Origin of the sequence: Neobacillus citreus (assembly GCF_018343545.2) — a bacterium.
In the GTDB taxonomy this organism is placed as follows: Bacteria; Bacillota; Bacilli; order Bacillales; family Cytobacillaceae; genus Neobacillus; species Neobacillus citreus.
Map to the genome: position 1 here is coordinate 1 of NZ_JAGYPE020000026.1, position 22,390 is coordinate 22,390.

Annotated in this window: 20 protein-coding genes; 4 read left to right on the forward strand and 16 right to left on the reverse strand. The window is 41.6% G+C overall.

The window, feature by feature from the left end; genetic code table 11:
- The 3 genes from KHB02_RS15030 to KHB02_RS15040 form a co-directional block, all read right to left on the reverse strand.
- On the reverse strand, positions 1-450 hold a 450-nt coding region (locus tag KHB02_RS15030), incomplete at its 3' end, for a potassium transporter TrkG (protein WP_338088295.1).
- Positions 451-575: 125 nt separating this feature from the next.
- On the reverse strand, positions 576-1,235 hold the full coding sequence (locus tag KHB02_RS15035; protein ID WP_213140199.1) for a response regulator transcription factor: 660 nt from the start codon (positions 1,233-1,235) through the stop codon (positions 576-578).
- Complete coding sequence (locus KHB02_RS15040) at positions 1,216-3,369, reverse strand: ATP-binding protein (RefSeq protein WP_213140200.1); 2,154 nt, start codon at positions 3,367-3,369, stop codon at positions 1,216-1,218. Before KHB02_RS15040 ends, KHB02_RS15035 begins: the two co-directional genes overlap by 20 nt.
- A 199-nt stretch (positions 3,370-3,568) precedes the next feature.
- Here KHB02_RS15040 and KHB02_RS15045 point away from each other — a divergent pair, with 199 nt between their 5' ends.
- The gene (locus KHB02_RS15045; RefSeq protein ID WP_213140201.1) at positions 3,569-4,132 is read left to right on the forward strand and encodes a hypothetical protein; all 564 of its coding nucleotides are present in this window, start codon (positions 3,569-3,571) and stop codon (positions 4,130-4,132) included.
- A 211-nt stretch (positions 4,133-4,343) separates the two neighbouring features.
- Here KHB02_RS15045 and pepF read toward each other — a convergent pair whose 3' ends face one another.
- Complete coding sequence (gene pepF / locus KHB02_RS15050) at positions 4,344-6,134, reverse strand: oligoendopeptidase F (protein ID WP_213140202.1); 1,791 nt, start codon at positions 6,132-6,134, stop codon at positions 4,344-4,346.
- 92 nt (positions 6,135-6,226) lie between these two features.
- Between pepF and KHB02_RS15055 the strand changes: the two genes are divergently transcribed.
- Together KHB02_RS15055 and KHB02_RS15060 are read left to right on the forward strand one after the other, a co-directional pair.
- The gene (locus tag KHB02_RS15055) at positions 6,227-7,147 is read left to right on the forward strand and encodes an MBL fold metallo-hydrolase (RefSeq protein ID WP_213140203.1); all 921 of its coding nucleotides are present in this window, start codon (positions 6,227-6,229) and stop codon (positions 7,145-7,147) included.
- Between the two features lie 339 nt (positions 7,148-7,486).
- Entirely contained in the window at positions 7,487-8,305 is an 819-nt protein-coding gene (locus tag KHB02_RS15060; protein WP_213140204.1) for a GDSL-type esterase/lipase family protein, read from the forward strand.
- Positions 8,306-8,358: 53 nt separating this feature from the next.
- Here KHB02_RS15060 and KHB02_RS15065 read toward each other — a convergent pair whose 3' ends face one another.
- The 6 genes from KHB02_RS15065 to uraD all read right to left on the reverse strand — a co-directional run bounded on the left by KHB02_RS15065 (position 8,359) and on the right by uraD (position 12,833).
- The gene (locus tag KHB02_RS15065) at positions 8,359-8,535 is read right to left on the reverse strand and encodes a Fur-regulated basic protein FbpA (RefSeq protein WP_213140205.1); all 177 of its coding nucleotides are present in this window, start codon (positions 8,533-8,535) and stop codon (positions 8,359-8,361) included.
- 255 nt (positions 8,536-8,790) lie between these two features.
- The gene (locus KHB02_RS15070; protein ID WP_241113880.1) at positions 8,791-10,158 is read right to left on the reverse strand and encodes an MFS transporter; all 1,368 of its coding nucleotides are present in this window, start codon (positions 10,156-10,158) and stop codon (positions 8,791-8,793) included.
- Between the two features lie 175 nt (positions 10,159-10,333).
- Positions 10,334-10,855, reverse strand: a complete 522-nt coding sequence (gene tpx, locus KHB02_RS15075; protein WP_213140206.1) for a thiol peroxidase — start codon at positions 10,853-10,855, stop codon at positions 10,334-10,336.
- 43 nt (positions 10,856-10,898) lie between these two features.
- The gene (uraH, locus tag KHB02_RS15080) at positions 10,899-11,252 is read right to left on the reverse strand and encodes a hydroxyisourate hydrolase (RefSeq protein ID WP_213140207.1); all 354 of its coding nucleotides are present in this window, start codon (positions 11,250-11,252) and stop codon (positions 10,899-10,901) included.
- Entirely contained in the window at positions 11,249-12,220 is a 972-nt protein-coding gene (gene pucL, locus KHB02_RS15085) for a factor-independent urate hydroxylase (RefSeq protein ID WP_213140208.1), read from the reverse strand. The genes uraH and pucL overlap by 4 nt, the downstream gene beginning before the upstream one ends.
- Before the next feature lie 112 nt (positions 12,221-12,332).
- A complete protein-coding gene (gene uraD, locus KHB02_RS15090; RefSeq protein WP_213140209.1) occupies positions 12,333-12,833 on the reverse strand; it encodes a 2-oxo-4-hydroxy-4-carboxy-5-ureidoimidazoline decarboxylase in 501 nt (166 codons plus the stop codon).
- 266 nt (positions 12,834-13,099) lie between these two features.
- Here uraD and KHB02_RS15095 point away from each other — a divergent pair, with 266 nt between their 5' ends.
- The gene (locus KHB02_RS15095) at positions 13,100-13,846 is read left to right on the forward strand and encodes a PucR family transcriptional regulator (RefSeq protein ID WP_213140210.1); all 747 of its coding nucleotides are present in this window, start codon (positions 13,100-13,102) and stop codon (positions 13,844-13,846) included.
- Positions 13,847-13,882: 36 nt separating this feature from the next.
- On the opposite strand, the gene KHB02_RS15100 is transcribed toward KHB02_RS15095, so the two are convergent.
- The 6 genes from KHB02_RS15100 to KHB02_RS15125 all read right to left on the reverse strand — a co-directional run bounded on the left by KHB02_RS15100 (position 13,883) and on the right by KHB02_RS15125 (position 22,381).
- Positions 13,883-15,106 (reverse strand): PucR family transcriptional regulator, encoded by a 1,224-nt coding sequence (locus KHB02_RS15100; protein ID WP_213140211.1) that lies wholly within the window; start codon positions 15,104-15,106, stop codon positions 13,883-13,885.
- A gap of 29 nt (positions 15,107-15,135) precedes the next feature.
- A complete protein-coding gene (locus tag KHB02_RS15105; protein WP_213115805.1) occupies positions 15,136-16,467 on the reverse strand; it encodes a nucleobase:cation symporter-2 family protein in 1,332 nt (443 codons plus the stop codon).
- 165 nt (positions 16,468-16,632) lie between these two features.
- Positions 16,633-17,994: an allantoinase gene (locus KHB02_RS15110; RefSeq protein ID WP_213140212.1), complete on the reverse strand. Its 1,362-nt coding sequence runs from the start codon at positions 17,992-17,994 to the stop codon at positions 16,633-16,635.
- Positions 17,995-18,198: 204 nt separating this feature from the next.
- On the reverse strand, positions 18,199-19,110 hold the full coding sequence (locus tag KHB02_RS15115; protein WP_213140213.1) for a sugar phosphate isomerase/epimerase family protein: 912 nt from the start codon (positions 19,108-19,110) through the stop codon (positions 18,199-18,201).
- Positions 19,111-19,197: 87 nt separating this feature from the next.
- The gene (locus KHB02_RS15120; protein WP_213140214.1) at positions 19,198-20,928 is read right to left on the reverse strand and encodes a thiamine pyrophosphate-binding protein; all 1,731 of its coding nucleotides are present in this window, start codon (positions 20,926-20,928) and stop codon (positions 19,198-19,200) included.
- Between the two features lies 1 nt (position 20,929).
- Entirely contained in the window at positions 20,930-22,381 is a 1,452-nt protein-coding gene (locus tag KHB02_RS15125; RefSeq protein ID WP_213140215.1) for a four-carbon acid sugar kinase family protein, read from the reverse strand.
- Between the last annotated feature and the right edge of the window lie 9 nt (positions 22,382-22,390).

Consider the following 22,390-nt stretch of genomic DNA (forward strand, 5'->3'; position numbering starts at 1 on the left):
TAAAATAAGCGCCCCTGTTATCTCTACAATTAAAGTTATCATGATGATTTTGGAGACAAGTTTTACCACACCTGAAAGTGTAAATAGGTTTAGCGAATCTTGAAGTAGCAATCTTTCTTTCAAGCCAATTTTCTTTCCGAGGATGATGAACATGAATATGCCGATCGTCATAAATCCCCAACCGCCAATCTGAACTAAGAAAAGCATTACCAGCTGGCCGAAAATGGTAAAGGTTGTTCCTGTATCCACAACTGCGAGACCTGTTACGCAGACGGCAGACGTTGCCTCGAATAAGGCATCGACAAAACGGAGGCCCCTTCCCTCCTCATAAGTCGAAATGGGCAGCATTAATAAAAGTGTACCTAATAAAATAAGTACCGCAAATCCGATAACCAAAATTTGCGCAGGATGCAGCTGGATAAACTTCCCTTTTTTCTTGATTAACTCCACAAATACTCCCCTTTGTTTGGTAAGATATCAAATGTGTAAATTTTGGATAAATTTATGAATCATATCTTACTCTCGGGAGTAGGATTTGTAAACAAAAAATTTCATTTGCCGCGTGTTGTTTCCTGTCATGATTCCATTTCAGATTCTTCCCAGCTTTGCGCGGTTTTAAATATTTTCTTAGCCTCATGCCGGTCGGAGGCCTGCAATTTATTAAGGATATTCGTAACATGATTTGCTACAGTTTTCACACTTAAATGGAGCTTTGCAGCAATTTGTGCATTTGTTTTTTCCCCGACAATCAACTCCAATATTTCCTTTTCACGGGCAGTTAGGTCGGACAATATAGGATTTACCGATTCTATCTCTTCTGTTTTTGAAAAATAATGTATCATCCGTGCGGCAATGTCAGCGCTGAAAACGGCGCCGCCATTTCCGACCATGCGAATAGAATGAAGAAGTTCCATTTCTCCGGCATCCTTTAACACATACCCGCTTGCACCCATTTTCATTGCCGTAAAAACAGATTTATCATTTTTTAGCATCGTAACAATTAGAATTTTTATTTTCGGAAATTTTTCCTTTATGATTTGAGTGGCTTCAATTCCATTTAGTCCTGGCATGCGTATATCCATGACAATGACATCCGGTTGGAGTGAGGACGCCATTTCTACAGCTTCCTCTCCTGTGGCAGCTTCGCCAATCACTTCTAAGTCATCCGTTGTTTGAATCAAATTTCGAACTCCTCCGCGAAACAACGGATGGTCATCAGCTAAAACTATTCTCATCCCTCTTCACTCCTGTCGAAAAAGGCAGAACTGCCCTTACTCGTGCTCCACCCGTTTCCAAAGATTCCATTTCACATTTCCCGCCAAGCTCCAATGCTCGCTCTCTTATCGATGTTAAACCAATTCCTCCGTTTTGGGACGGCCTCAGCTTATCAGGAAACCCAACGCCATTATCCGTAACCTCAAGTTCTAGTGTGTTTTCGACAATTGTTAAACGAACTGTGCATTTGGTCGCATTCGAGTGGCGGATTACATTGACGAGTGCTTCCGTTATAATCCGGTACGCTGCAACCTCAACTGCTGCGGGCAATACAGGCAAACTTTCCGGGGCTTCCAAGTAAATTTCAATAGAACTAACTTCCGATGTGACAGACACTTCTTCCGAGGTTTTCCTGATTTCGTCCACCCTCGCCTGGATTGAACCCAGCAGTCCAAATTCATCAAGAGTCGGTGGGCGTAATCCATGGACCATCGTACGAATTTCATCCACAGTTGAACGAATTACTTGACGCAGCCCCTCCATTAACTCCAAAGCTTTCGCTGGATTTCTTTCAATATATTGCTCGGCTGCCGCGACGTTAAAAGCTAATGACATGAGCCGGGGGGCAAGGTCATCATGAAGGTTGCGGCGAATATGGAGCCGTTCCTCTTCACGGGCCAGCACCAATCTTTCCCGTGACTGCTGCAGGTCATTTGCCAGTAATTTCATACCCAAAGTCATTTTCACATTTTGAAGAACAGGACCAGCTTGGCGGAGAATAACCTCAATAAGTTTATTGTCCTCACCAGTAAATACCTCATTTAAAGACCTGCTTGATAAATGAAGTGTCCCTAGTTCTTCCCCTCCATGAATAATCGGTAATGTGTGGATATCAAACTTTACTTTTCCCGATGCTGCAGCAAGTGTCTCTTTTCCGTTTATATTAATGAATATCCCGGCGTATGGCAGGCGAAGAGCATCCCGTATTGTTCCCGTCACAACGTTTAGCATCTCTTCAGGAGCAATCGGTCTGATCAAATGATCCCCAAGCTCCTTCAGTATGGTATACGGTTCATCATGTCTTCCCTTCATCAGCCTGTTCACAAGGCGCTGCAATCTTTCTTTTATTGGCGCAAAAAGAATTGCAACAATGGCGGTTGCCACTAAGGAAATGATGAAGTTGTTATCTGTCTTAAACAAGCTGCTAAAATAGAGAACTAAAAATGAGTATAGAAGAATAATAGCCAGCGATAAAATGCCATAAACAACCGTCCGGTTCACAAGAGGGTCAATGTCCCACAGGCGATGACGAAGAATCGCAAATGCCAATGTTAATGGTATGATGGCCACAACGCCATACAGTAATGCACTTAAATAAAGATAGGATACAGGGTTTTCGCCAAAAATCGGATAGACAAAAAAACCGCTTACGATGATTGACCCCAGAAATGAAAGCGATAATCCAAAGACCACCCATTTGGTTTGCTGCCGTTCGACCTGGGTGGATATTTTTTTATATTGATAGATTTGTGAATAAATCGTCACAATAATCATGATTCCATAATAAACCAGTCTCGCCGTGCTCGACCAATTTAATAAATCAACAACCGTGCCCGGAAAAATCAAACTAATGAACTGGATGATACAAAAAGGAGTAAACAGGACAAGCTGCCAGCGGTGAATAAAACGTCCGTTTGGAAATATTAAGAAGAATAAGAATAGAGCCATTCTACCTACAGCCCCGATGATTTCCGGAAACTGGTCTACCACTTCGCGGCCATCTGATGCAAGGTATACCAATGATGTGTAGGTTGCCCCATATGTGACCAATGCCAATACTGCCAGAAGCCCCATCATATCCCGCCTGCTTTTAATAAAAATGATAATAGCTGCTGTGAAAAATAGGAAGGCAAACGCGGATTCGATAATGACAAATAGCGCCGCATACGTGTTAGAGGTTAAATGGTATTTGCTTAACGCTTCAATCGTTGTTGGGGGCGCAGGTGCCAAGGAACTGCAGGACTTGAGGATACATTCGTTTCGTAGGGTGTCATAATATCCCGCAATGGATTGAATGAAAAATACTAAGGTCAATATAGAAAAAATAATCACAAAGACTTGAAACAGGAAAAGTTTCTTATTTACTCCATTCATCCAGGAACGATCCCCACCTTTTGCACCTAAGATATAGGAAAATTATAACAAGGTGACCAACTTCTGTATAGATTTGGTTTTTCCTATTTATACCCATAAAAACTTCCCGATTGAAATGGGAATCCCCCTCCCTTCAAAACAGGAATTTCCCTTTGATACGATTAATTCGTAAACAACAATACAAAGGGAGTTGGAAAACATGACGTTAGAAAAAATTGTTAAGGTTCTTGGGTTTATTGCTTTCTTAGGGGGAATCGCTAGAATGGGGATGACGCCGTCAGGTTTGATTTGGGGGTCAGACAGCACACCTGAACTAATCTTCGCTTTTGCCGCAAGCATATTAATGGCAATCTCGTCTATGGCTTTGTTTATGTCCCAGTCACGGCAGACAGGGGTTTTTGGTTTCATCTCTGGTCTCATTCTTTCTACAGGAAACTTAATGCTGTTGGCGACATTCTATGGTTTGTTCGCTTACGGCGATTATCCGAAAGACGGCTTGTTCGTTAATCTTGCGAATAGTCTCTCCTACGGAGGGCTGTTGCTTGCCACGGTCATCCTGATGATTGTTACCTTTCGCGCAAAAGTGTTCCCTCGCTGGTACGCAATTGTGTTCTTGCTCATGCTTGTCTGTCTTGGCCTTCCGTTCCTCGGTGATTTCTTCGCCTTCTTCTGGGGATTGACATATGTACTGATGGGTTACTCCATCTTCACTGGAAAAGGAATCAACGTTGTTACTGTTAAAAAAGAGGAAATTGCCTCATAAAATTATGATTTTTTCTTTAAAGTAATATATCAGCGGATTTTTTAAAGATATCAGCGAATTATTGGCACATATCAGCGAATTTTTTATTATATCGGCGAATTTTTTATTATATCGGCGAATTTTCGAAATATATCAGCGAATAGCAAATTATTATGATTAAAAAGATAAAAGCTCCAATGCCAATCTCGGGCATGGAGCTTTTTTCATTAACCTATAAAGCTGCAAATTCACGAATCAACTTCTCAAACCGTTTTAAAGCATTGTCAATCGGTTCCGGTTTAGATAAATCTACACCAGTTTTCTTTAACAACTCGAGCGGATAATCGGAGCTGCCGCTCTTCAAAAATTCAAGGTAAGCATTGACGGCCGATTCGTCCCCGTTTAATAGCTGTTCAGCAATATGAATCGCCGAAGCAAATCCGGTAGCGTATTTGTACACATAGAAAGGTCGGTAAAAATGCGGGATCCGTGACCAGCCGTATTTCACTTCCTCATCAAACACCACTTCGTCCCCGTTATATTGCCTAAATAAAGATTCGTAGATTTCACTAAATACATTTGCGTTTAAAGGTTTTCCGCTTTCCGCATATTCATGGGTGATTTTTTCAAATTCGGCGAACATGACCTGTGTAAAGAAAGTTCCTCTAAATTGATCAATAAAGTGATTGAGTAAGTACTTCCGTACCTCTTTATTTGTTTCTTTTTCTAACAAATAATGAATCAATAGTACTTCGTTCACCGTCGAAGCTACTTCGGCTACAAAAATGCTGTAGCCTGCGGAGATTCTAGGCTGATGCTTGCTGGAATAATAGGAATGCATGGCGTGACCGAATTCGTGAATCATGGTGAACATACTATCCAAATCATCATGTTGGTTTAACAGCACAAATGGATGAACCCCGTAGACACCCAGGTTGTAAGCGCCCGAACGCTTGCCTGGCGTTTCCCGGACGTCGATGTAGCGGGCATCTTTAAAGGTTTTCAGAGTATTAACGTAATCCTCGCCCAGGGGTACCAATGCTTTTAAAATCGTTTCATACGCTTCCTCATAGGAAATTTCTAATTTCACACCAGGAACCAGAGGAACGTTCAGATCGTACTGGCGCAACGCCTCTAAGCCAAGCAGTTTTTTTCGAATAGAGCCATATTGATGCAACGGTCCAATATTGGCTTTTGTCGCCATAATCAGATTTTCATAGACCTCTTTTGAAACCATATCCCCAAACAAACCTTTTTCCAAAGCGGATGGGTAGTTCCGCAAGCGGGCCAACGTCGCATTAGTTTTAACGTTCGCAGACAAAGTCGAGGCAATCGAATTTTTCAATTGCAAATATGGCTGATAATAAGCCTTGTACGCTTCCCTCCGCTTGTCTCGATCCTCATCTTCAATTAACTTTGAGTACATGCCGCGCGTCAGTTCGACTTTCATTCCTTCATCACTCGTCACCTCGCCGAATTTGATATCGGCGTTGTTAAGCATACTGTAGGTGTGGCTTGGCGCAGAAAGGGCCTCACCTAAGTTGGATAAGATCTCTTCTTTTTCCTTGGTCAGAACATGTGCTTTATATCGGAAAGCTTCAAAAAGGTCTTGTTCAAAGTATTTTAACCGGGGTTCTTGCTCGATATATTCTCTTAATGTGCTTTCCTCTAGACTCAATAAAAATGGCATAAAAAATGATGAAGCTGCGCTTATTTTTACGGAAAGCTGCTTGGCACGGTCAACGAGCGATTGCGCCAAGGCATCGCGGGTGTCTACATCGGCCTTGAGCATGCCATACACATAGACAAGATTTAATTTACTGGAAACTTCCTCTTTTTCCGATAGATAATCATAAAGTGACTTTCCATTGTGAATCGCACCATCAAATTTTTTCAATTCGACAGTCTTTTTTTCAATCCAGAGATAATCATTTTCCCAGTCCTCAAGATTTTTATAAAGGTCCTCGAAATTCCATTTTTCTTTTTCCGGCACCTCAACCCTTGACATATAGGTAATGGTCATGTGAATCCCCCTCGCAATTGTAAGTTACTTAATTTTACCATTTAATTGAATGCTGTTATAATCAAAACAAAAAAATTTCCACGGGTGAGCCTATGAGAAAAAGATACTCGAATCTCGATGATGTAAAAAACAACAAGTCATTTAAAGATATGATGAAGTGGAACAAAGAAAGACGAAGCAAGGTAAAGGATTTATCGATTAATATTCCACAATGCCAGGATAAACAGATTGAAAAAATTAAAGAAAACCGGAGCCGAACTTCTTATACCTGGATTGGCCACTCCACCTTTTTGATTCAAATGAATGGGATTAATATATTAACCGATCCAGTTTGGGCAAAGCGGATGGGCTTTCAAAAAAGATTAACGGAGCCCGGGATTCCACTCGAGGATCTTCCTGAGATTGATGTAATCGTTATTTCTCATGGCCATTACGACCATTTGGATTTCCCAACCATCAAAAAATTAAAGGGAAACCCTCAATTTTTTGTTCCAATTGGTTTAAAGCCGCTTTTTAACCGGAAAGGGTATCAAAAGGTCAGCGAAATGGGCTGGTGGGAAAGTGCTGAAATCAGAGGCATCCAGATTCATTTTGTCCCCGCCCAGCACTGGACAAGAAGAACCCTGACAGATATGAATACGTCTCATTGGGGAGGGTTTATTTTTCAATCTCAAGAAGAAACGCTGTATTTTGTCGGGGATACAGGATATTTTGCGGGATTTAAGCAAATCGCCGAGCGTTTTGACAACATTGATACTGTGTTTATGCCAATTGGTGCTTACGAGCCGGAATGGTTCATGAAGGATTCGCATATTTCGCCGGAGGATAGTGTGAAGGCATTCTTAGAGTTGAAAGCAAAAAAATTTGTTCCTATGCAATACGGGGCCTACCGATTGGCGGATGACACTGGACCGGAAGCCCTAGAAAGGCTTTATCGTGAATGGGAAAAGCAACAACTGCCAAACGAACTGTTAATGGTAATGACGATTGGTGAAACGGTGATGGAAAAATAGGAATAAAGGATTTCAAAGATTGCCAGATATGCATCTGCCTGGGAGATTGTTGCAGTTACCGCTGAAGGGTCGGCCCCATTAGCAATATTCAGTTTAGCAGCGAGCAACTGTGCATACAATCTATTGATACCATTAGATGCATCACCTAAAAAGTTAAGGTAATTATAACGATACTTGTAATTAATAAAATAGTTGCCTCATGAATGAAGTAGAATTTCAACAGTATCACATCAAACATAGCTTATTTACGATTATTTTATCCCACGTTCATTGGAAATCATCCACTAATTTCTTCTTGGAATTTGCCTGTTATAATAGGAGAATTAAGGAGTGGTACCAATGAAACTCATTAAATACATTGTTATTTTTGTCTTAGTCATTGGCCTTGGCTTATCTGCATGGATTTATTATCCAAAATATCAAATTCACAAAATAAAAAAGCAGTCTGTTGAAGTTAGTACAAATATCCATAAAATCTCTTATCTTGATTATTTTCGAAGCATGAAAAAAGATGAAATTAATCACCTGGCAATTGGCGACTCTGTCATTCGCGGTGTAGGTGCGGGACAAAATGAAGATCTTGTAAATCAATTTTCGAACAAGCTAGGCAGCCAGATTCAGAAGAACATTCAATTTCAAAATGAAGGTATTAACGGGATTACGAGCGGCGAGTTAAGGGAGTTGGTTCTCGAAGGCCGGTTTGATGAAGAAATGAAGAAAGCCGACATCATTACCATCAATGTCGGCGGAAATGATGTACTGAGGGCTGCTAAGGGTCAGAACCTGCAAAATGTATTTCAGTCGTTTGGTGAGCTACAAACCTCTTTTACAAAAAACTTAACTGACATTGCATCAAGGATAAAATCGGTGAATCCCGGTGCCACCATTGTATTTTTGGAATTATATAATCCCTTATCACCGTCCGACAAACTGTATCCTCTTGCTGATCAATTGCTTCCGAAATGGAATCTTAAGTTATATGAGACTGCCAATCAGTATTCACCATCCCTAGTTATCGAAACCACTAAGGTAATAAACGGGGAAAGACCGGAAAATTTATCACCTGATGGTGTGCATCCTAATTCGAACGGTTATTCTGCTATATCAGAGCTAATGATTTATCAATTTAAGCATCAATATCGAATCGATTCTGTATAAAACGAAGGAGCCTTGTGGGCCCCTTTGTTTTTTATATTTTTCTAACCGGCATACTATGTACCGGTTTTTCCCATGTATTCTTTTTCAATTTCCTCGAATTCCTTTTCTAATTCACTTAATGTCCATTCATATAGATGTTTATCATTGATTTTAAAGATACCCAAGTTAATTAGCTCTTCAATGAGAAATTGTCTTTTTTCCTGAACAGTTTCGTTAAGAAGATGTTCCATTAAAAGCTCCCCCAATCTCTAAGCTAATAACAAATTTGTCACCTTCCACTGCCATTATAAAATGTCCAATTCATGGAATTTGTCGAAAAGACAGTTTTTTACCGAATTGTTATCATTTTTTAATAAACTAGTGTGATAGTCACGAATATTTTTAATGAAATTGTAAAAAATTAGGTGATTTTAAAAAATGGGTTTTTACCATGTATATGAATACAATAAAGCCGGATTAAATAAATTTAGTCCGGCTCTTTAGAATTATTCATTTTTCCGCCTTTGCAGTTCAGCCAATATGGCCGGGTATTCTTTGTCAATTCTAAAAAACAGCATAAGGATAATCTGGATAACTGCTAATGCGAGCGGTATTTGAATATTAACTGCTTTGATCATTTCAATAGCCAAAGCTGGCTGCTCGACAGCCCCGCCTACATATCCGCCAATCCCAAGCAGCCATCCGACTACTGCAAGACCAAGCCCTGTACCAAACTTCATTCCAAAGCTAGCAGCACTATTGACCAGTCCTTCTGTCCGTAAACCGGTTTTGTACTCGCCGTATTCAACGGTGTCGTTGACCATCGCCAACAGCAACCCAAGCGTTGGCATGACTCCCAAGCCCGCTAACGCTGTCCCAACTAAAAAAACAGGTAAATTACTAGGGTCCGCCCATTTTATTATTTGTCCCACAATCGCTACCAATGAACCAATTATGGCCACGTTCCTTTTCCCGAACCTGGCCACTAAAGGGCCGATGAAAAATAACCCCAAAATCATTGGTGCCGTTAACGTAAGGCCAATGATAGGAAATTTATTGATATCACCTATAACCCACTGCGCGTAGTATAGCCCTGCGCCTTGTACCAGACAGATGGTAGTGTAAAAGGTGATGCAAAAAAGCGTAATGATAATCCAGTATTTATTTCGTAAGATGGCCTTAAAGCTAGCTGAAAAGGGAATTTTGTCTTGTTGTGATGTTGAAGATTCAACTCTTTCTTTGACAAATCGGAAGGTAATGTAAAGGGCAATAATTGATAACAATCCATAGAAACCAGCAAGTCCTGTCCATCCGATGGAAGCCGTCAACGGTTGGGTAAAGGTCATGACAATTAAGGTTCCAATCATGGTGAAAATCGTAGAGTAAATGTTTGATAAGGAACGGCTATGCTGATGCTGTGTCATGACGCCGAGCAATGTTTTGTACGGGATGGAAGCAGCGGTGTATAGGAGGATGAACAAAATGTATGTGATGTAGGCATAAATGATTTTGCCTGTATGATCGAGATCAGGGACTGAAAATAACAATACAATTGAGACACCGAGTGGAACTGACATCCAAAGCAACCATGGCCTGGCTTTTCCATGTTTAGATCTCGTCATATCAACTATGGAACCCATTCCGATATCGGTAATTCCATCAAACAATCTTGCAATCAGCATCAAGGTTCCGACAATCGCACCAGCAATACCGACTACATCCGTGTAATAAAAGGTTAAAAATGAACTAATCAGTGTATTGACAGAGAAAATCCCAAAACTTCCGACTCCATATGCCCACATTTCTTTTTTTCTTGGTTTCTCTAAATCGTGCTTTTGTTCAATCCATGGCCCCTCAATAATTGTTTGCCTCAACAAAATCCCTCACTTCAAATTGGAATTGTTTAATGAAATAAGTTATCGAATGTATGCGCTTCCATGATATGAGACAAACCAGGGGATTAGACTATGCTCATAGTAAAAACTTTTTAAATGGAGACCCCCAAAAAAAGCAACGGACTAATCCATTGCTTTTTTTGGTCCCATATTATTATTTCGCCGCTGCCTTTGCCGCTTCCAAAGCAGCTTCATAATTCGGATGGTTGGTCACTTCGGAAAGATACTCGACATACGTAACAATGTTTTCAGCATTTACCACAAAAACAGCGCGGCTGTTTAAACGAAGTTCCTTTATATACGTTCCATAAGCTGTACTGAATGACATTTCAAAATGGTCAGACAAAGTCTGGACGCCGCTGATACCGGCAGCCCCGCACCATCTGCTTTGGGCAAACGGAAGATCAGCGCTGATGGTCAGTACCACAACATTGTCACCCAATTCAGACGCTGCTTCATTAAAGCGCCTCGTCTGCTGGTCGCAAACTCCCGTATCAAGTGAAGGTACCACACTGATCAGCCGGATCTTTCCATTTGAATCAGCAAGAGTAACCGGCGAGCGGTCATTTGCCAAAACCGTAAAGTCAGGTGCTTGATCACCTACTTTAATTTCTGGGCCAAGCAAGGTTACAGGATTACCCGCTAATGTTGCCGTTCGAGTCTGTTCTTGAATCATATCTTGTTCTCCCCCTTTAACACACTACACATCTGTCTATAAATCAGCTGCCACGATAAGTGCTATAGCCGCCCGGTGCCACTAACAGTGGAACATGATAATGGGAATTCGTGTCAGCAATTCCAAACCTAATCGGAACTTTATCTAAAAAAGGCGTTTCACCAACTCCCACACTTTGTTCCCGAAAGTAATCCGCTACATAAAAGACTAATTCATATTCCCCTGATTCTACCTGTCCTTCAGCAAGCAACGGGGCATCCACCCTGCCATCGCTGTTTGTAGAAACTATCTTTATAAGTGACCGCTCAGGTCCTAACCGCCAAAGTTCTATTTTTAAATTTTTTGCTGGAAGGCCCTTGGATATATCAAGGACATGTGTGGTTAATTTTCCACTCATGCTTCTACACTTTCTGTCGGAGATTCTAAGCCTTCATTTACAAGATCTTGGCGGTTAACGACAAATCCCTGGAAGCCGTATGGAGGTCGTGGTTCTGTGAACACCGCACCCTCTGAATCCGGAATCTCCACAATTGTTTCCCACGTACGGTTATTTGATAAAAATTGAACTTCAGCAAGCTGTGGGAAACGCTGTAATACACGGCAGCCGACTCGATAAATTAAATCTTGGATTGATAATGTTTCAGCTTCATGGAAGACAGATGCTGCAATATCACGGACTTGTTCAGCAGGAACATAAACAGCAGGATTATCAGAAACAGCATCCTCTTTATCATTATAGCGGTAGAAAATATCAAGATAGATATAAAGCGGACGGTCCTTAGCTTCTGGAAGAGTTGTGTATTCATCTTGGATGAAGCCATAGAAGGAGCTGCCGGTTACCTTAATTAGGTGAAGATTTTTAATGCCGCTCTCTTGCTTCACAAGCTGATTACCTTGTTCAGTCCGTGCAACTTTGACAGTTGTTGTAATTAATTCATTTCTGGAGTGACGATAAACTAACGGGCTGGCCTCCAGTCCATTTTGTCCTGCCACTTGGACTGTTTCAAAAGGAACTTCATCTGCGGTGATTTCTACGGATGTTATGTGTGGATACGTATTAAGGAAGCGATTACAAACGAATTTTAAAAATCCTTCAAAGGTTGGTCCGTGATACTGCGCTGCTTGACGAAGAATGAAATTTTTCATTGAATCTGTAGCGACGACACAGCTGTTATCAGCTTTTGTGAAAGAGTGAAGGAAGTCTCCCTCAAGGGCAATTTTGGCATTCATTCCAAAAATAACATTGTTGCGGCCGGTAAAATTCGACTCTGGAATAGTCTTGATTCCTTCTAGCGGGGTTTGGTACGTCCGGAAAACAAAAACATCACCTTTACCATAATAGCAAACTCTCTCTTGTGAACTCATTTAAATTCCTCCCTAAAATTTTATTATTTTAACCCTGAATCGCCGAAGTGCTGCTCCTGCGTTTCAAGATATAGGAACCAAAAATGATACAAACTTTAAGTCGCCAGGTCTTTTACTTGATGATAAAATCCTCTAGGCGGAAGAAGGCGATTTTAAAAATCTGGGTAAGTGCTTCCTGCAGTTCCTCTGGCGGATCGTTATTCACCCGTTCCTTCATATTGCCTCGAATCGTTTCTTTCGTTTGTCCTTTTACTGCCATGATGAAGGGGAATTGAAATTTTGATGTGTATGCGTTGTTGAGGGATAAAAATTCTTCGTGTTCTTCTTTGGTAAGCTGATTTAGGCCGGCACTTGCCTGTTCCTTGACAGAGGCATCGGCCATTTGTACCCGTGCCGCCAGATCTGGATGCGCCCTTAACAAAGCGAGCTTTTCTTCCATTGTTGATTCCTTCACCGTGTCCACCAACGCTTGGTGAAGATCAGCGACAGACTGGAATGGACGGTTCACCCAGGTCCGTTCTGCCACCCATGGTGAATGTTCAAATACCCAGCCAAGAACTTCTGTGAACGCTGGCTGATCTAAACTATTAAGCGTTTCGAGCTTCATAGTCATTTTGATTCCTTCCTTTCTTTTCTATAACGCCTTCCAAAATGGCCGGTGCAAATTACTCTCTCACCTCTTGGATTAACTTTATTTTACCTTCATTAATGGGGGAAGGTCATTAGCCATAAGTGACAAATATCACACCAATAAAGTGTGCTCTGTGCACACTGGGTTAAAAACCATCCCCAAAAACAAGTAAAATAAACGAATTGTGCACTAAGCACATCATAAGGTAAACTACTATTAAACAACCAAAAAAGGAGGGAACGACACCATTGAAGCTGTCTTTAGAAGAAGCATTAACACTTCCACCACTTCACCAATGTAAAATGATAGCTGGTACACAAGGTCTAAGCCGGACCATTATATCAGTAAATAGTTTTGATGCACCTGATGTGATGAGATGGTTAAAGACTGGGGACTTAGTTTTAACGACTGGTTATATTTTTTTTAATAATGAACAAGCATTAACTAGTTTAGTGTATGATTTGGCTGAAAGAAATTGTGCCGGATTAGGGATAAAAACAGCTCACTTTCCAAACTCCCTGCCTCAAGATATGATCCTGGCAGCAAACAGGCTTGCATTTCCCATTTTCCTAATCCCTAACGAATTATCGATTGCCGACCTAATCCAAACCGTACTGCGTGAATTACTAACACCACAAACGAAGACGGAAACCAACCTTCAAAACATAGCTGTTAATGAAAGTCCTGATTTTTCAATCTATTCCGTTCTGAAGCATATTCCTAAAGAGATTCTAAAAGACTACTATTCTGCCTTTTTATCACCATTAATTTCTCACGATCAAGAAAACCATACGGAATTATTAAATACCTTAGAAGTCTATCTTAATTGCGGTGCAAAGACAACCGAGGCCGCACAAACAATCGGCGTTCATCGAAACACCATCCACCAGCGAATCAGCAAAATAAAAGAACTCCTCGGTACGGACCTGAACAACGGTAAAACAAATTTCAAATTACAATTAGCTATAAAAATGTTTCATCTAAATAAATATTAAAAAGGGCCCGATCAATCAGGGCCCTTTACTTTAAAATTAATATTGAGTTGACCTCAACTGCGACTCTGAATAACCGAGCAGCATTCCTAGCATTCTGGCTATTCGAATCGCCAGCAATAGGCGGAATTGAACCTGACTATCTGTTAAATCCAATCCCAGCAATTCCTCAATCCGCACAATCCTAAATTTTACGGTGTTTCTGTGGACAAAAAGGCGATTGGCCGTGTCTAACAGTTTCCCGCCGCATTCCAAATAGGCTTCTAAAGTAAACAGCATATTGGATCCGTTTTCCTGATCATACTCTAAAAGAGATTCCAGCATACTATGAAAATAATTTTTCAAGGCATGTTCCGGTAATTGCTGCAGTAATCCCTCTGGTGCATAGTTCCTATATTCAAAAACGGTATCCTTTACTTCCTTTGAAAGTTTTTTCCCTAACGAAATGGCCTCCACTGCCTCCTTATAGCTTCGTCCAACCGTCCCCAGCCCGGCACAAGGTAAACCAACCCCTATCTGGACCTGGTGTTTAGGAAATTTTATATGTATTTGATTTGCCAAGAAACTGGCTGTTTTTCTCGCAAGATTCGCTAACTCATGTGACTTATTCTCCGTTACCGATACCAGCACCGCAAATCCCTGTGGAAGAGGAATACTGATTAATCTAGCATTTGCCTTCTTCTCCGCCGCACTGACTAGTTGGGGAAAAACAGAGTGAATCATCTTCTGTTCCTCACCACTTAAATATAAAAGGACAAAGTGGTTATCATGCCTTATCTTAAGCTCATCAGCAATCGAACGGACCTTCTCTTCTTCCGTTTTTTCTCCCGTCAGCAATATTTTAAAAGCTTCATCCTTATCACATGATTGCCGTTGTTCATCTTGAAGAATCTCTCTTGTAATGGATAAAAGAGAATCAGACAAGACATTTTCATAGGGGAGCTCGATCAAAGGCAGACCTAAGCGATCTGCCTCCTCAAGCATACAAGCAGGAATTTCCGTCAAATAACGTTTTACTTTAATGGCCAAGCCCGCGCAGTTACGTTTGGCCAGGTCATTGAGCAATTTTATTTGAGTCGCTTGATGATCTTTAAAGACATAACCGGTTGTCAGGAGCAAATCACCCTGTTTTAACCAAGAGGTATCTGGCTCATCCATGATACTGACAGAACGAATGTTGCGGTTTAACCCACGGATCCCTGCCACTATACGACAGCCGGGAATCAGCCTTGTCTTTAAAATATCAGATACCGTAAACGCCATTGCTCAACGCCTCCATTCAAAGAATAGTTTTAATGGGACTCCTTCGCAGCAGCCATTTCTGCATTTTCAATCCCATGACCGGCATGACTTGCCTTCGATGATGTACCATTTAAAATCATGTTCAAGACAACCAGAACAAGTGAACCCATTACAACCCCGTTTCCTAACAGTAAGCGGGCAGTACTCGGTAAATCCACGAAAGCACCAGGGACCCCTTTAATCGCTAAGCCAATTCCCACGCCTACAGCAACAATGAGTTGATTAGCTGGAGAAGCCAAATCTTCCTTCGCAATAATTTTCAGGGCCGCGGAAATCAACATCCCAAACATTGGAACCATGGCCCCTCCAAGCACAGCTGGAGGAATCATCGTTGTTAAAGCACCAACCTTTGGCACAAGCCCCAGCACAATCAGGATACCGCCAGCGGCAGTCAATACCCTTAAATTGGTTACCTTTGTCAAAAGAACAAGACCGACGTTTTGCGAGAAGGTCGAATGGTTAAAGGAATTGAGGAATCCGCTGATAAATCCTCCAAGACCTTCAGCACGCAATCCCCGTTTAATATCATCTGATTTAATGTCTCTTCCTGTGATATCACCAAGGGCGAAAAATACACCAATACTTTCAATTGCAATAATAAAGGTGATAATAGTCATCGTAATGATGGAAGAAATATCGAATGTTGGTACACCGAAATAAAATGGCTGAGGCACATTAAACCATTTTGCTTCTAAAAAGACGTTAAAATTAACCATTCCGAAAAAGCTTGCTACAATCGTACCGATTACCATCGCTAAAAGAATGGAGATAACTTTAATAAATCCTTTAAACATGGTGTTGAATAATAAAAAGCATAATAACGTAAAAAGTGCTATCAGCAAGTGCTTCGGATCACCAAACGTTTTAGAGCCTGCCCCGCCGGCAGCATTGTTCATCGCTACTGGCATCAACGAAATACCGATGATTAGAATAACCGAACCAGATACGATTGGAGGGAAAAACCTTACCAGTCTCCCTATGAACGGGGCGCACAAGGCCACGAGCAGTCCTGCTACAATAACAGCACCAAAAACTCCCGTTATCCCATGAATTTTCCCTATCGCAATGGCCGGTTCAACATTAATGAAGGAAACTGCCATAAGAGCCGGCAATTTGATTCCGATATGCTTTCCGCCCATAACCTGGAGCAATGTTGCAATACCACATGCCAATAAGTCAAATGAAATTAGATATACAAGTTGTGCCTGCGTCAGACCTAATGCACCAGCCACAATAATTGGTACTGCCACTGCGCCGCCATACATAACGGCAATATGCTGGAATCCTAATGCCAGCGTTTTCCCTGTTCCTAATCTTTCCATCTATATTCCTCCCAAATTCCAAAAAGTTTATTGGTTGTGGAGCCGCTTCTGTTCATTCATGAAGAGTTTAAGTGGTTTCGGCAAAGTAACACCTATTCTGAATATGGTTAAAATTCAGATAATTTTCTCCATACAGGGATGAATGTGTCTATATAGAAGCTAGTTCTATTGTGGGATGGTTTCAGTGTTTTCTTGTGGCAATATTTCTCCATTTCGATAAACAATGGATCCTTTTACGATGGTGATTCTATTTTTCCCCCTAAACATTTTTCCAATATAGGGAGAATGGGCATGGCGGTAAAAAAGGTCATCTGCTTTCAACGTAAAAGATTCATTTAAACTAATCAATGCCAAATCGGCATCGCTTCCCTCGGCTACTGCCCCTTTTTGCGGGTAGAGGCCAAATCGTTTCGCAGGGTTGGTGGACATGGCGGCTGCAATCTTTTGCAAGGATATGTTTCTTTTCCAATATCCTTCTTCCAATAGAACAGATAAACTAGTCTGCGCACCGCTTATTCCCCCCCATGCTGCAAACATATTGCCGTCTTTCGAACTCTTCATTTCCGGCGGGGCAGGAGAATGGTCAGAGCCAATTACGTCAATCTCACCGTTCGCAAGCGCTTTCCATAATGCCTCTACTTCTTCCGAGCTCCTTAATGGCGGTGCGCATTTTGCGATTGGTCCCAGCCTCGAGAAATCATCACTAGTAAGTGATAAATAATGTGGGCATGTTTCAACGGTTACATCAATTCCCTTTTTCTTCGCTTCTGTTATTAATTCAACGACTTTACTGCTGCTTGCGTGAACAATGTGGACCTTGCATCCGGTCAATTCAGCATAGGATAACAGCCTTCTGACAGCCTCCATTTCCGATATAATCGGACGGGATTCGCAGTAATCCAGGGCCGAAAGCTTTCCTTCTTTAATCTTACCTGCAGCTAGTAACTCCGTCATAACAGTGCTTTCTGCATGGACAGCCAAGATCGATCCAAGTCTTGCGATTTCACCCATTCCTGCCATTAGCGTGGCATCATCCGAATGATGAAATTCGTCAATTCCGCTTGGTGACATAAAGGCTTTAAATCCAATTACACCGGATTGAATCAGTTCCTCGAGCAATTGTACATTTTCCGGAACGAGGCCTCCCCAGAGCCGGAAATCTGTGACAGATTTCTTAATCGCTTGCTCCTGCTTTAATCGGAAACCGTAAGCATCAATCGTTGGAGGGTTGCTGTTCAATGGCATATCAAAATATGTTGTCACTCCTCCCGCCGCAAGACTTTTACTTCCGGTCAAGATGCCCTCCCAGTCCGTTCTTCCAGGTTCATTAAAATGGACATGAGTGTCGATTAATCCAGGAAAAATGTGAAGGCCGATCGCATCTATTTCCTCTTTAGCTTTCCCTTCTATCGGAATATCTCTTGTTATTTTAATTATTTTTCCATTCTTGATCCCAATTTCACCTGTAAAACTTGCCTCAGGACCAACAACCATTCCATTACGGATAATTAGATCATATAATAGCATAATAGACTAATACTCTTCCTCTCTAAACCAAGGTCCGCATAGTGAAAACGCTGCCATTAATATTAATTCTTTGTTAACCCATTAATTCCTCCCGTCTTTTAATATAAATTTAGAAAAGTTCTTATTAAAGAACTTTTCTATTTCATCCTCTCCCGAAAATGTATGAATACAGGAGAGGAATCATTCCTAATAAAATAGATAGATTTAGAGCCGTGCCCATGCTTGGATTAAGGTTCGTTTCGACTGCGCAATAATCGCATCGGAATCCTCATTTCCAACCGGTTTTACCTCAAATGCGACCACATTTCTAGACCCTTCCCCGATGTAACCTATTTCTAATAGCATTCTTAAATATTCCGTTAATTCCTCGACGTCATTCTCACTTCCCGGGTAGCCGAATCGCGGATGCTGGTCACCATAAGCAGGATCATTTTTATCCTTAATATAGCAATTTCCGATATGAGCGTGATTAATATAATCACGGGCAATGGTTAAGGCATCCTTTGAGGTTTCCCGCTGCATCGGAAGATGGCTCAAATCCAGCATTAAGCCAAAGCTTGGGTCTACTTTTCTTACTTCCTTCGCAATTTCAACCGCCAAATGATTTGGTCCAATTAGGCATTTTTTATCGGTTTCATCATCAAAGGTTTCTAATGAGAGTACTAGATTACCCTTCTGTCTAGCATACTGGGATAATTCAATTATCGATTCAGTAAGCAATTGGAGGGCTCTATCCACATCCTGATCTGGTTTAGGACCGCTTAAGAATCCTAATTTCGAAGCATTCAACTCATAGGCTTGATCGATCCCGGCCTTTACAAGATCAATTGCCTCCTTCCGTTTTTCCGGGTCAAACGAGTTCAAATCGCCTTTATTGCTAAGCAGGATCGGCTGGGCACCAAAACCAACGGCCATCCGCCCAGATTTCAATAGGGAAGCAACCTTTTGTCTTTCTGCAGGATCATTGACCCTTGTTACTTCAATCCCTGAAAAAAAGTCATCCGTGACGATTTTCCGAACTGTGTCTGAAATTTTCCCCTCACCCTTCATGGCTTCCGGATAGGCCATAAAATGAACAATACCAACCTGCATAAAATGTTGAAGATCTATTTTCATATGCAATACCGGAATAAATCCGGAACTTCCCCCTTCCCCAAAGGAAAAAAGAGTCCGCTGCTCTTTTTTCCTTTTTTAATAGATTGATTATTTGTTAGAATATTCAAAGCCAGTTAAACTACCGTTATTAGAGAACCCGCAAACTGCCGTTGGGTCGACAACCACTTCAATCAAGTATGGTTTGCCACTGTCCACCGCTCGCTGCAATGCTGGTTTAATGTCATCATAGTGGGTAACAAGTTCCCCGCGGACGCCCATTCCGGCAGCGGTTTTCACAAAATCAATACCGCGCTCTTCATTGTCGCAAAGTTCATTTTTGTAAATCAGGTCTGTAGAGATATCGCGCTCATCATAAAACCAATTTTGTTGCTGGCGAATCAATCCAAGTAATGAATTATTCATAACGAATACGATTACCGGAATATTATGCTTAGCGGCAGTGGCAAGATCCTGCAGGGACATTCCTAGACTTCCGTCGCCAAGAATATTGACGCTTTGACGCTCTGGGAAGGCAAGCTTCGCTGCCATAGCAGCTCCTAATCCCCAGCCCATCGTACCTGCACCGCCTGTTAATAAATAGCTGCGTGGAACATAAGTTTCAAACAATTGACAAGACCAAATTTGGCTGATTCCGCAGTCATGTGATGCAAAAGCATCACGGTCTAAGAATTCGCGAAGCTCTTTCAGAGCGCGTTCCGGACGAATCGGAAGGGTATCATAATCTTGTTTACGGGCATACTTCTTTCTTTCCTCGGTTAAATCAAGCTTCTTAATGCCTGGTTCAACAGCTGCCGCAATGCCCACATCCAAGGATTTATAAACCTCAGTTAAGCCTGCCATGAAGGATTTCACATCGGAAACGATTCCAAGCTCCGTCTGTACGGTTTTGCCAAGTTCTTTTGGATCCAGGTTAATGTGGATAATTTTTGCATCGCGCTTAAAAATATCCACTGTGCCGGTGCTGCGGTCTGCAAAACGGCCGCCTAGATTAATGATCAAATCCGAATTTAAGATGGTCATATTTCCGTATGGTGTATCTAGCATTGTTCCCATTCTTCCGGCAAACAGCGGATGATCGTTCGGGAAAGTATCCATCCCCATACCAGTTGTAACCACAGGGATTTGCAATGTTTCTGCCAGTTCCTTTAGCTCTTCCGTGGCATTTGCAAGGTTTACTCCGCCTCCGGAAATAAGAACAGGTTTTTTGGCATCCTTTAATAGGTTTAGAACTTCATAGAGTTCCTCCTTTGATGCAGAAGGCAGTACCTCTGGTTCATCCACAAACTCATCCCAATCAACTTCAAGTTCAACCTTTTGCGTATTAATCGGCAAGTCAATTAATACAGGGCCTTTTCGTCCTGTTGTTGCCGTCGTCCATGCCTCGTGAATCATTTTAGCTGCGTCTTTTCCGTCTGTTAATTGGTAAACAGCTTTACAAACCGGCTTAGCCATTTCGCAAATCGGTGCTTCTTGGAATTGCATTGTTCCGATTAAAGTTGATTTCTGCTGGCCTGTGAAAGCAATCATTGGAATCGAATCCATCCATGCGCCATATAAGCCTGTTAGGAAGTTTGTTCCTCCTGGTCCGGAAGTAGCTGCACAAACGCCAACCCTTCCAGTTGCCCGGGAATATCCGTCTGCCATAAACGCTGCCGTTTGCTCGTGACGGACAACATAAGATTTTATATTGGTTTTCTCGCGAATCGCATCATACAATGGAAGAATTGCAGCCCCCGGAACACCATAAATTTGATCAACGCCTTTTCGAACTAGATAAGCTGCAATTGCTTCAGCAGCGGTCATTTTTTGTTTTGCCATGTTAATCCCCCAGTTCACTATCTATTTTTTTAAATATTTCCGTAATCGTGTTTTTCTGACCTACATTCCCTGGAAACACAATATAAGTTGTATTTTTAATTCTCGCTTCTTCTCCTGTGAGTAAAACAGGAACCCCTGCAGCCGCCTGGCCGAGTATTTTAGCCTTCTTGATTCCTAAACCGCTTGTAGCAATATCACTGGAGGTGATCCCCCCTTTTGCCATAATAAATTTTGGTTTTACCGTTAAGGTGTGGACTAATTCTACTAGAGCTTTGGAGATGATTTGACTATACTGTAAATTCTCCTCCTTGCTTACCGCTTTGATGACAGTTCTGCTTGTATAAAGGACTGTATTGTCACCATTTTTAATGGAGGCTTCTAGTAATTGGGCGGCCCTTTGGATTTCGTCTTTTCTTTGGTTCTTTTCTAAAATCATTTCCACATTCAATTCAATTGGTCTTATATGAACCTCCGAAACTAAGTCGGAAAGCTGCTCTGTGGTCAATTTAGTATGGGAGCCGACTACCAGTAATCCGCCAAAATTCTTACCGTCAGATCCTTGAGCCATTTCCTTTGCTTCAAGAAATGGTTTATGGGAAAACCCACCTAATGACTTTACTAAGGAGGCTGCGGTCCTAAACAGGAAGTGCTTCCCTCTTTCAATAGCCTTTAACAGCGCCAGGGAAACGACATCCAAATCCTGATAATTGATGGCGTTCACAACAATTGGCACATTACCGGAAGCTTTATCTAAAATTGAAAAAACTTGATCGACACCGCCGCTGCGAATATCTTCAATGGAAATGGATAATACCTGTTCCGAAGTGAACTTTCCTTCCGATTTCTCCTGCACATAATCCGGCAGATAAGCGGTTGAGTAGCCAAATACTGCATCTTTTGCGAATTCTGTATTGTTCACTGGAACCAGATTTTGATTGACCAAAAGATAATGAGTATTATTGACTGTATATCGATTCCCTTCGAAAAAGGCTGGTATGATAAGGTGCCCATCAATGTTCCAGTCCAGCTTTTCGGTCAGTGCTTTTTCCAAAACGGAAATTTCTAATGGATAATGGCCGCGTAAAGTTGAGTCGCTCCGGCTGATGATCGTGAAGGATACATTCAATTCCTTAGACACCACCGCTAAGTTTTCAATAATTTCTGTATTGATTCTGGCGGCTTTTTCCGGCTCATAGCTTCTTGTATTCGTTAAAATATAGAGAACTTGTGTATCCTCTTCGAGGCCTTTACGAATCCAGCGTTTATCCCAATCTGTGATAACGGAAACATCATGGACTGTCTGGACTCCAGTTGGGTCATCATCTAGAACAATTAGCTTATGATTTAATTCTTTCAGCTTGGAAAAGATTGTCTTCCTTAACGGGGTGTCCCCCTGTAAGGTGGAAGAATTGCTGATTATTTCTTGAAAAATCATATCGGTTTTGGTTGTCAAGGCCGACGC

Excerpts from the sequence above, each read along its gene's own strand:
- KHB02_RS15110 (WP_213140212.1), bottom strand. The coding sequence starts at position 17,994 with ATGCTATTATATGATCTAATTATCCGTAATGGAATGGTTGTTGGTCCT.
- uraD (WP_213140209.1), bottom strand. The coding sequence starts at position 12,833 with ATGACTATGAAGCTCGAAACGCTTAATAGTTTAGATCAGCCAGCGTTC.
- KHB02_RS15060 (WP_213140204.1), top strand. The coding sequence starts at position 7,487 with ATGAAACTCATTAAATACATTGTTATTTTTGTCTTAGTCATTGGCCTT.
- KHB02_RS15045 (WP_213140201.1), top strand. The coding sequence starts at position 3,569 with ATGACGTTAGAAAAAATTGTTAAGGTTCTTGGGTTTATTGCTTTCTTA.
- KHB02_RS15040 (WP_213140200.1), bottom strand. The coding sequence starts at position 3,369 with ATGAATGGAGTAAATAAGAAACTTTTCCTGTTTCAAGTCTTTGTGATT.
- uraH (WP_213140207.1), bottom strand. The coding sequence starts at position 11,252 with ATGAGTGGAAAATTAACCACACATGTCCTTGATATATCCAAGGGCCTT.
- KHB02_RS15100 (WP_213140211.1), bottom strand. The coding sequence starts at position 15,106 with ATGGCGTTTACGGTATCTGATATTTTAAAGACAAGGCTGATTCCCGGC.
- KHB02_RS15035 (WP_213140199.1), bottom strand. The coding sequence starts at position 1,235 with ATGAGAATAGTTTTAGCTGATGACCATCCGTTGTTTCGCGGAGGAGTT.
- KHB02_RS15115 (WP_213140213.1), bottom strand. The coding sequence starts at position 19,110 with ATGAAAATAGATCTTCAACATTTTATGCAGGTTGGTATTGTTCATTTT.
- tpx (WP_213140206.1), bottom strand. The coding sequence starts at position 10,855 with ATGATTCAAGAACAGACTCGAACGGCAACATTAGCGGGTAATCCTGTA.
- KHB02_RS15120 (WP_213140214.1), bottom strand. The coding sequence starts at position 20,928 with ATGGCAAAACAAAAAATGACCGCTGCTGAAGCAATTGCAGCTTATCTA.
- KHB02_RS15055 (WP_213140203.1), top strand. The coding sequence starts at position 6,227 with ATGAGAAAAAGATACTCGAATCTCGATGATGTAAAAAACAACAAGTCA.
- KHB02_RS15105 (WP_213115805.1), bottom strand. The coding sequence starts at position 16,467 with ATGGAAAGATTAGGAACAGGGAAAACGCTGGCATTAGGATTCCAGCAT.
- pucL (WP_213140208.1), bottom strand. The coding sequence starts at position 12,220 with ATGAGTTCACAAGAGAGAGTTTGCTATTATGGTAAAGGTGATGTTTTT.
- KHB02_RS15065 (WP_213140205.1), bottom strand. The coding sequence starts at position 8,535 with ATGGAACATCTTCTTAACGAAACTGTTCAGGAAAAAAGACAATTTCTC.
- pepF (WP_213140202.1), bottom strand. The coding sequence starts at position 6,134 with ATGACCATTACCTATATGTCAAGGGTTGAGGTGCCGGAAAAAGAAAAA.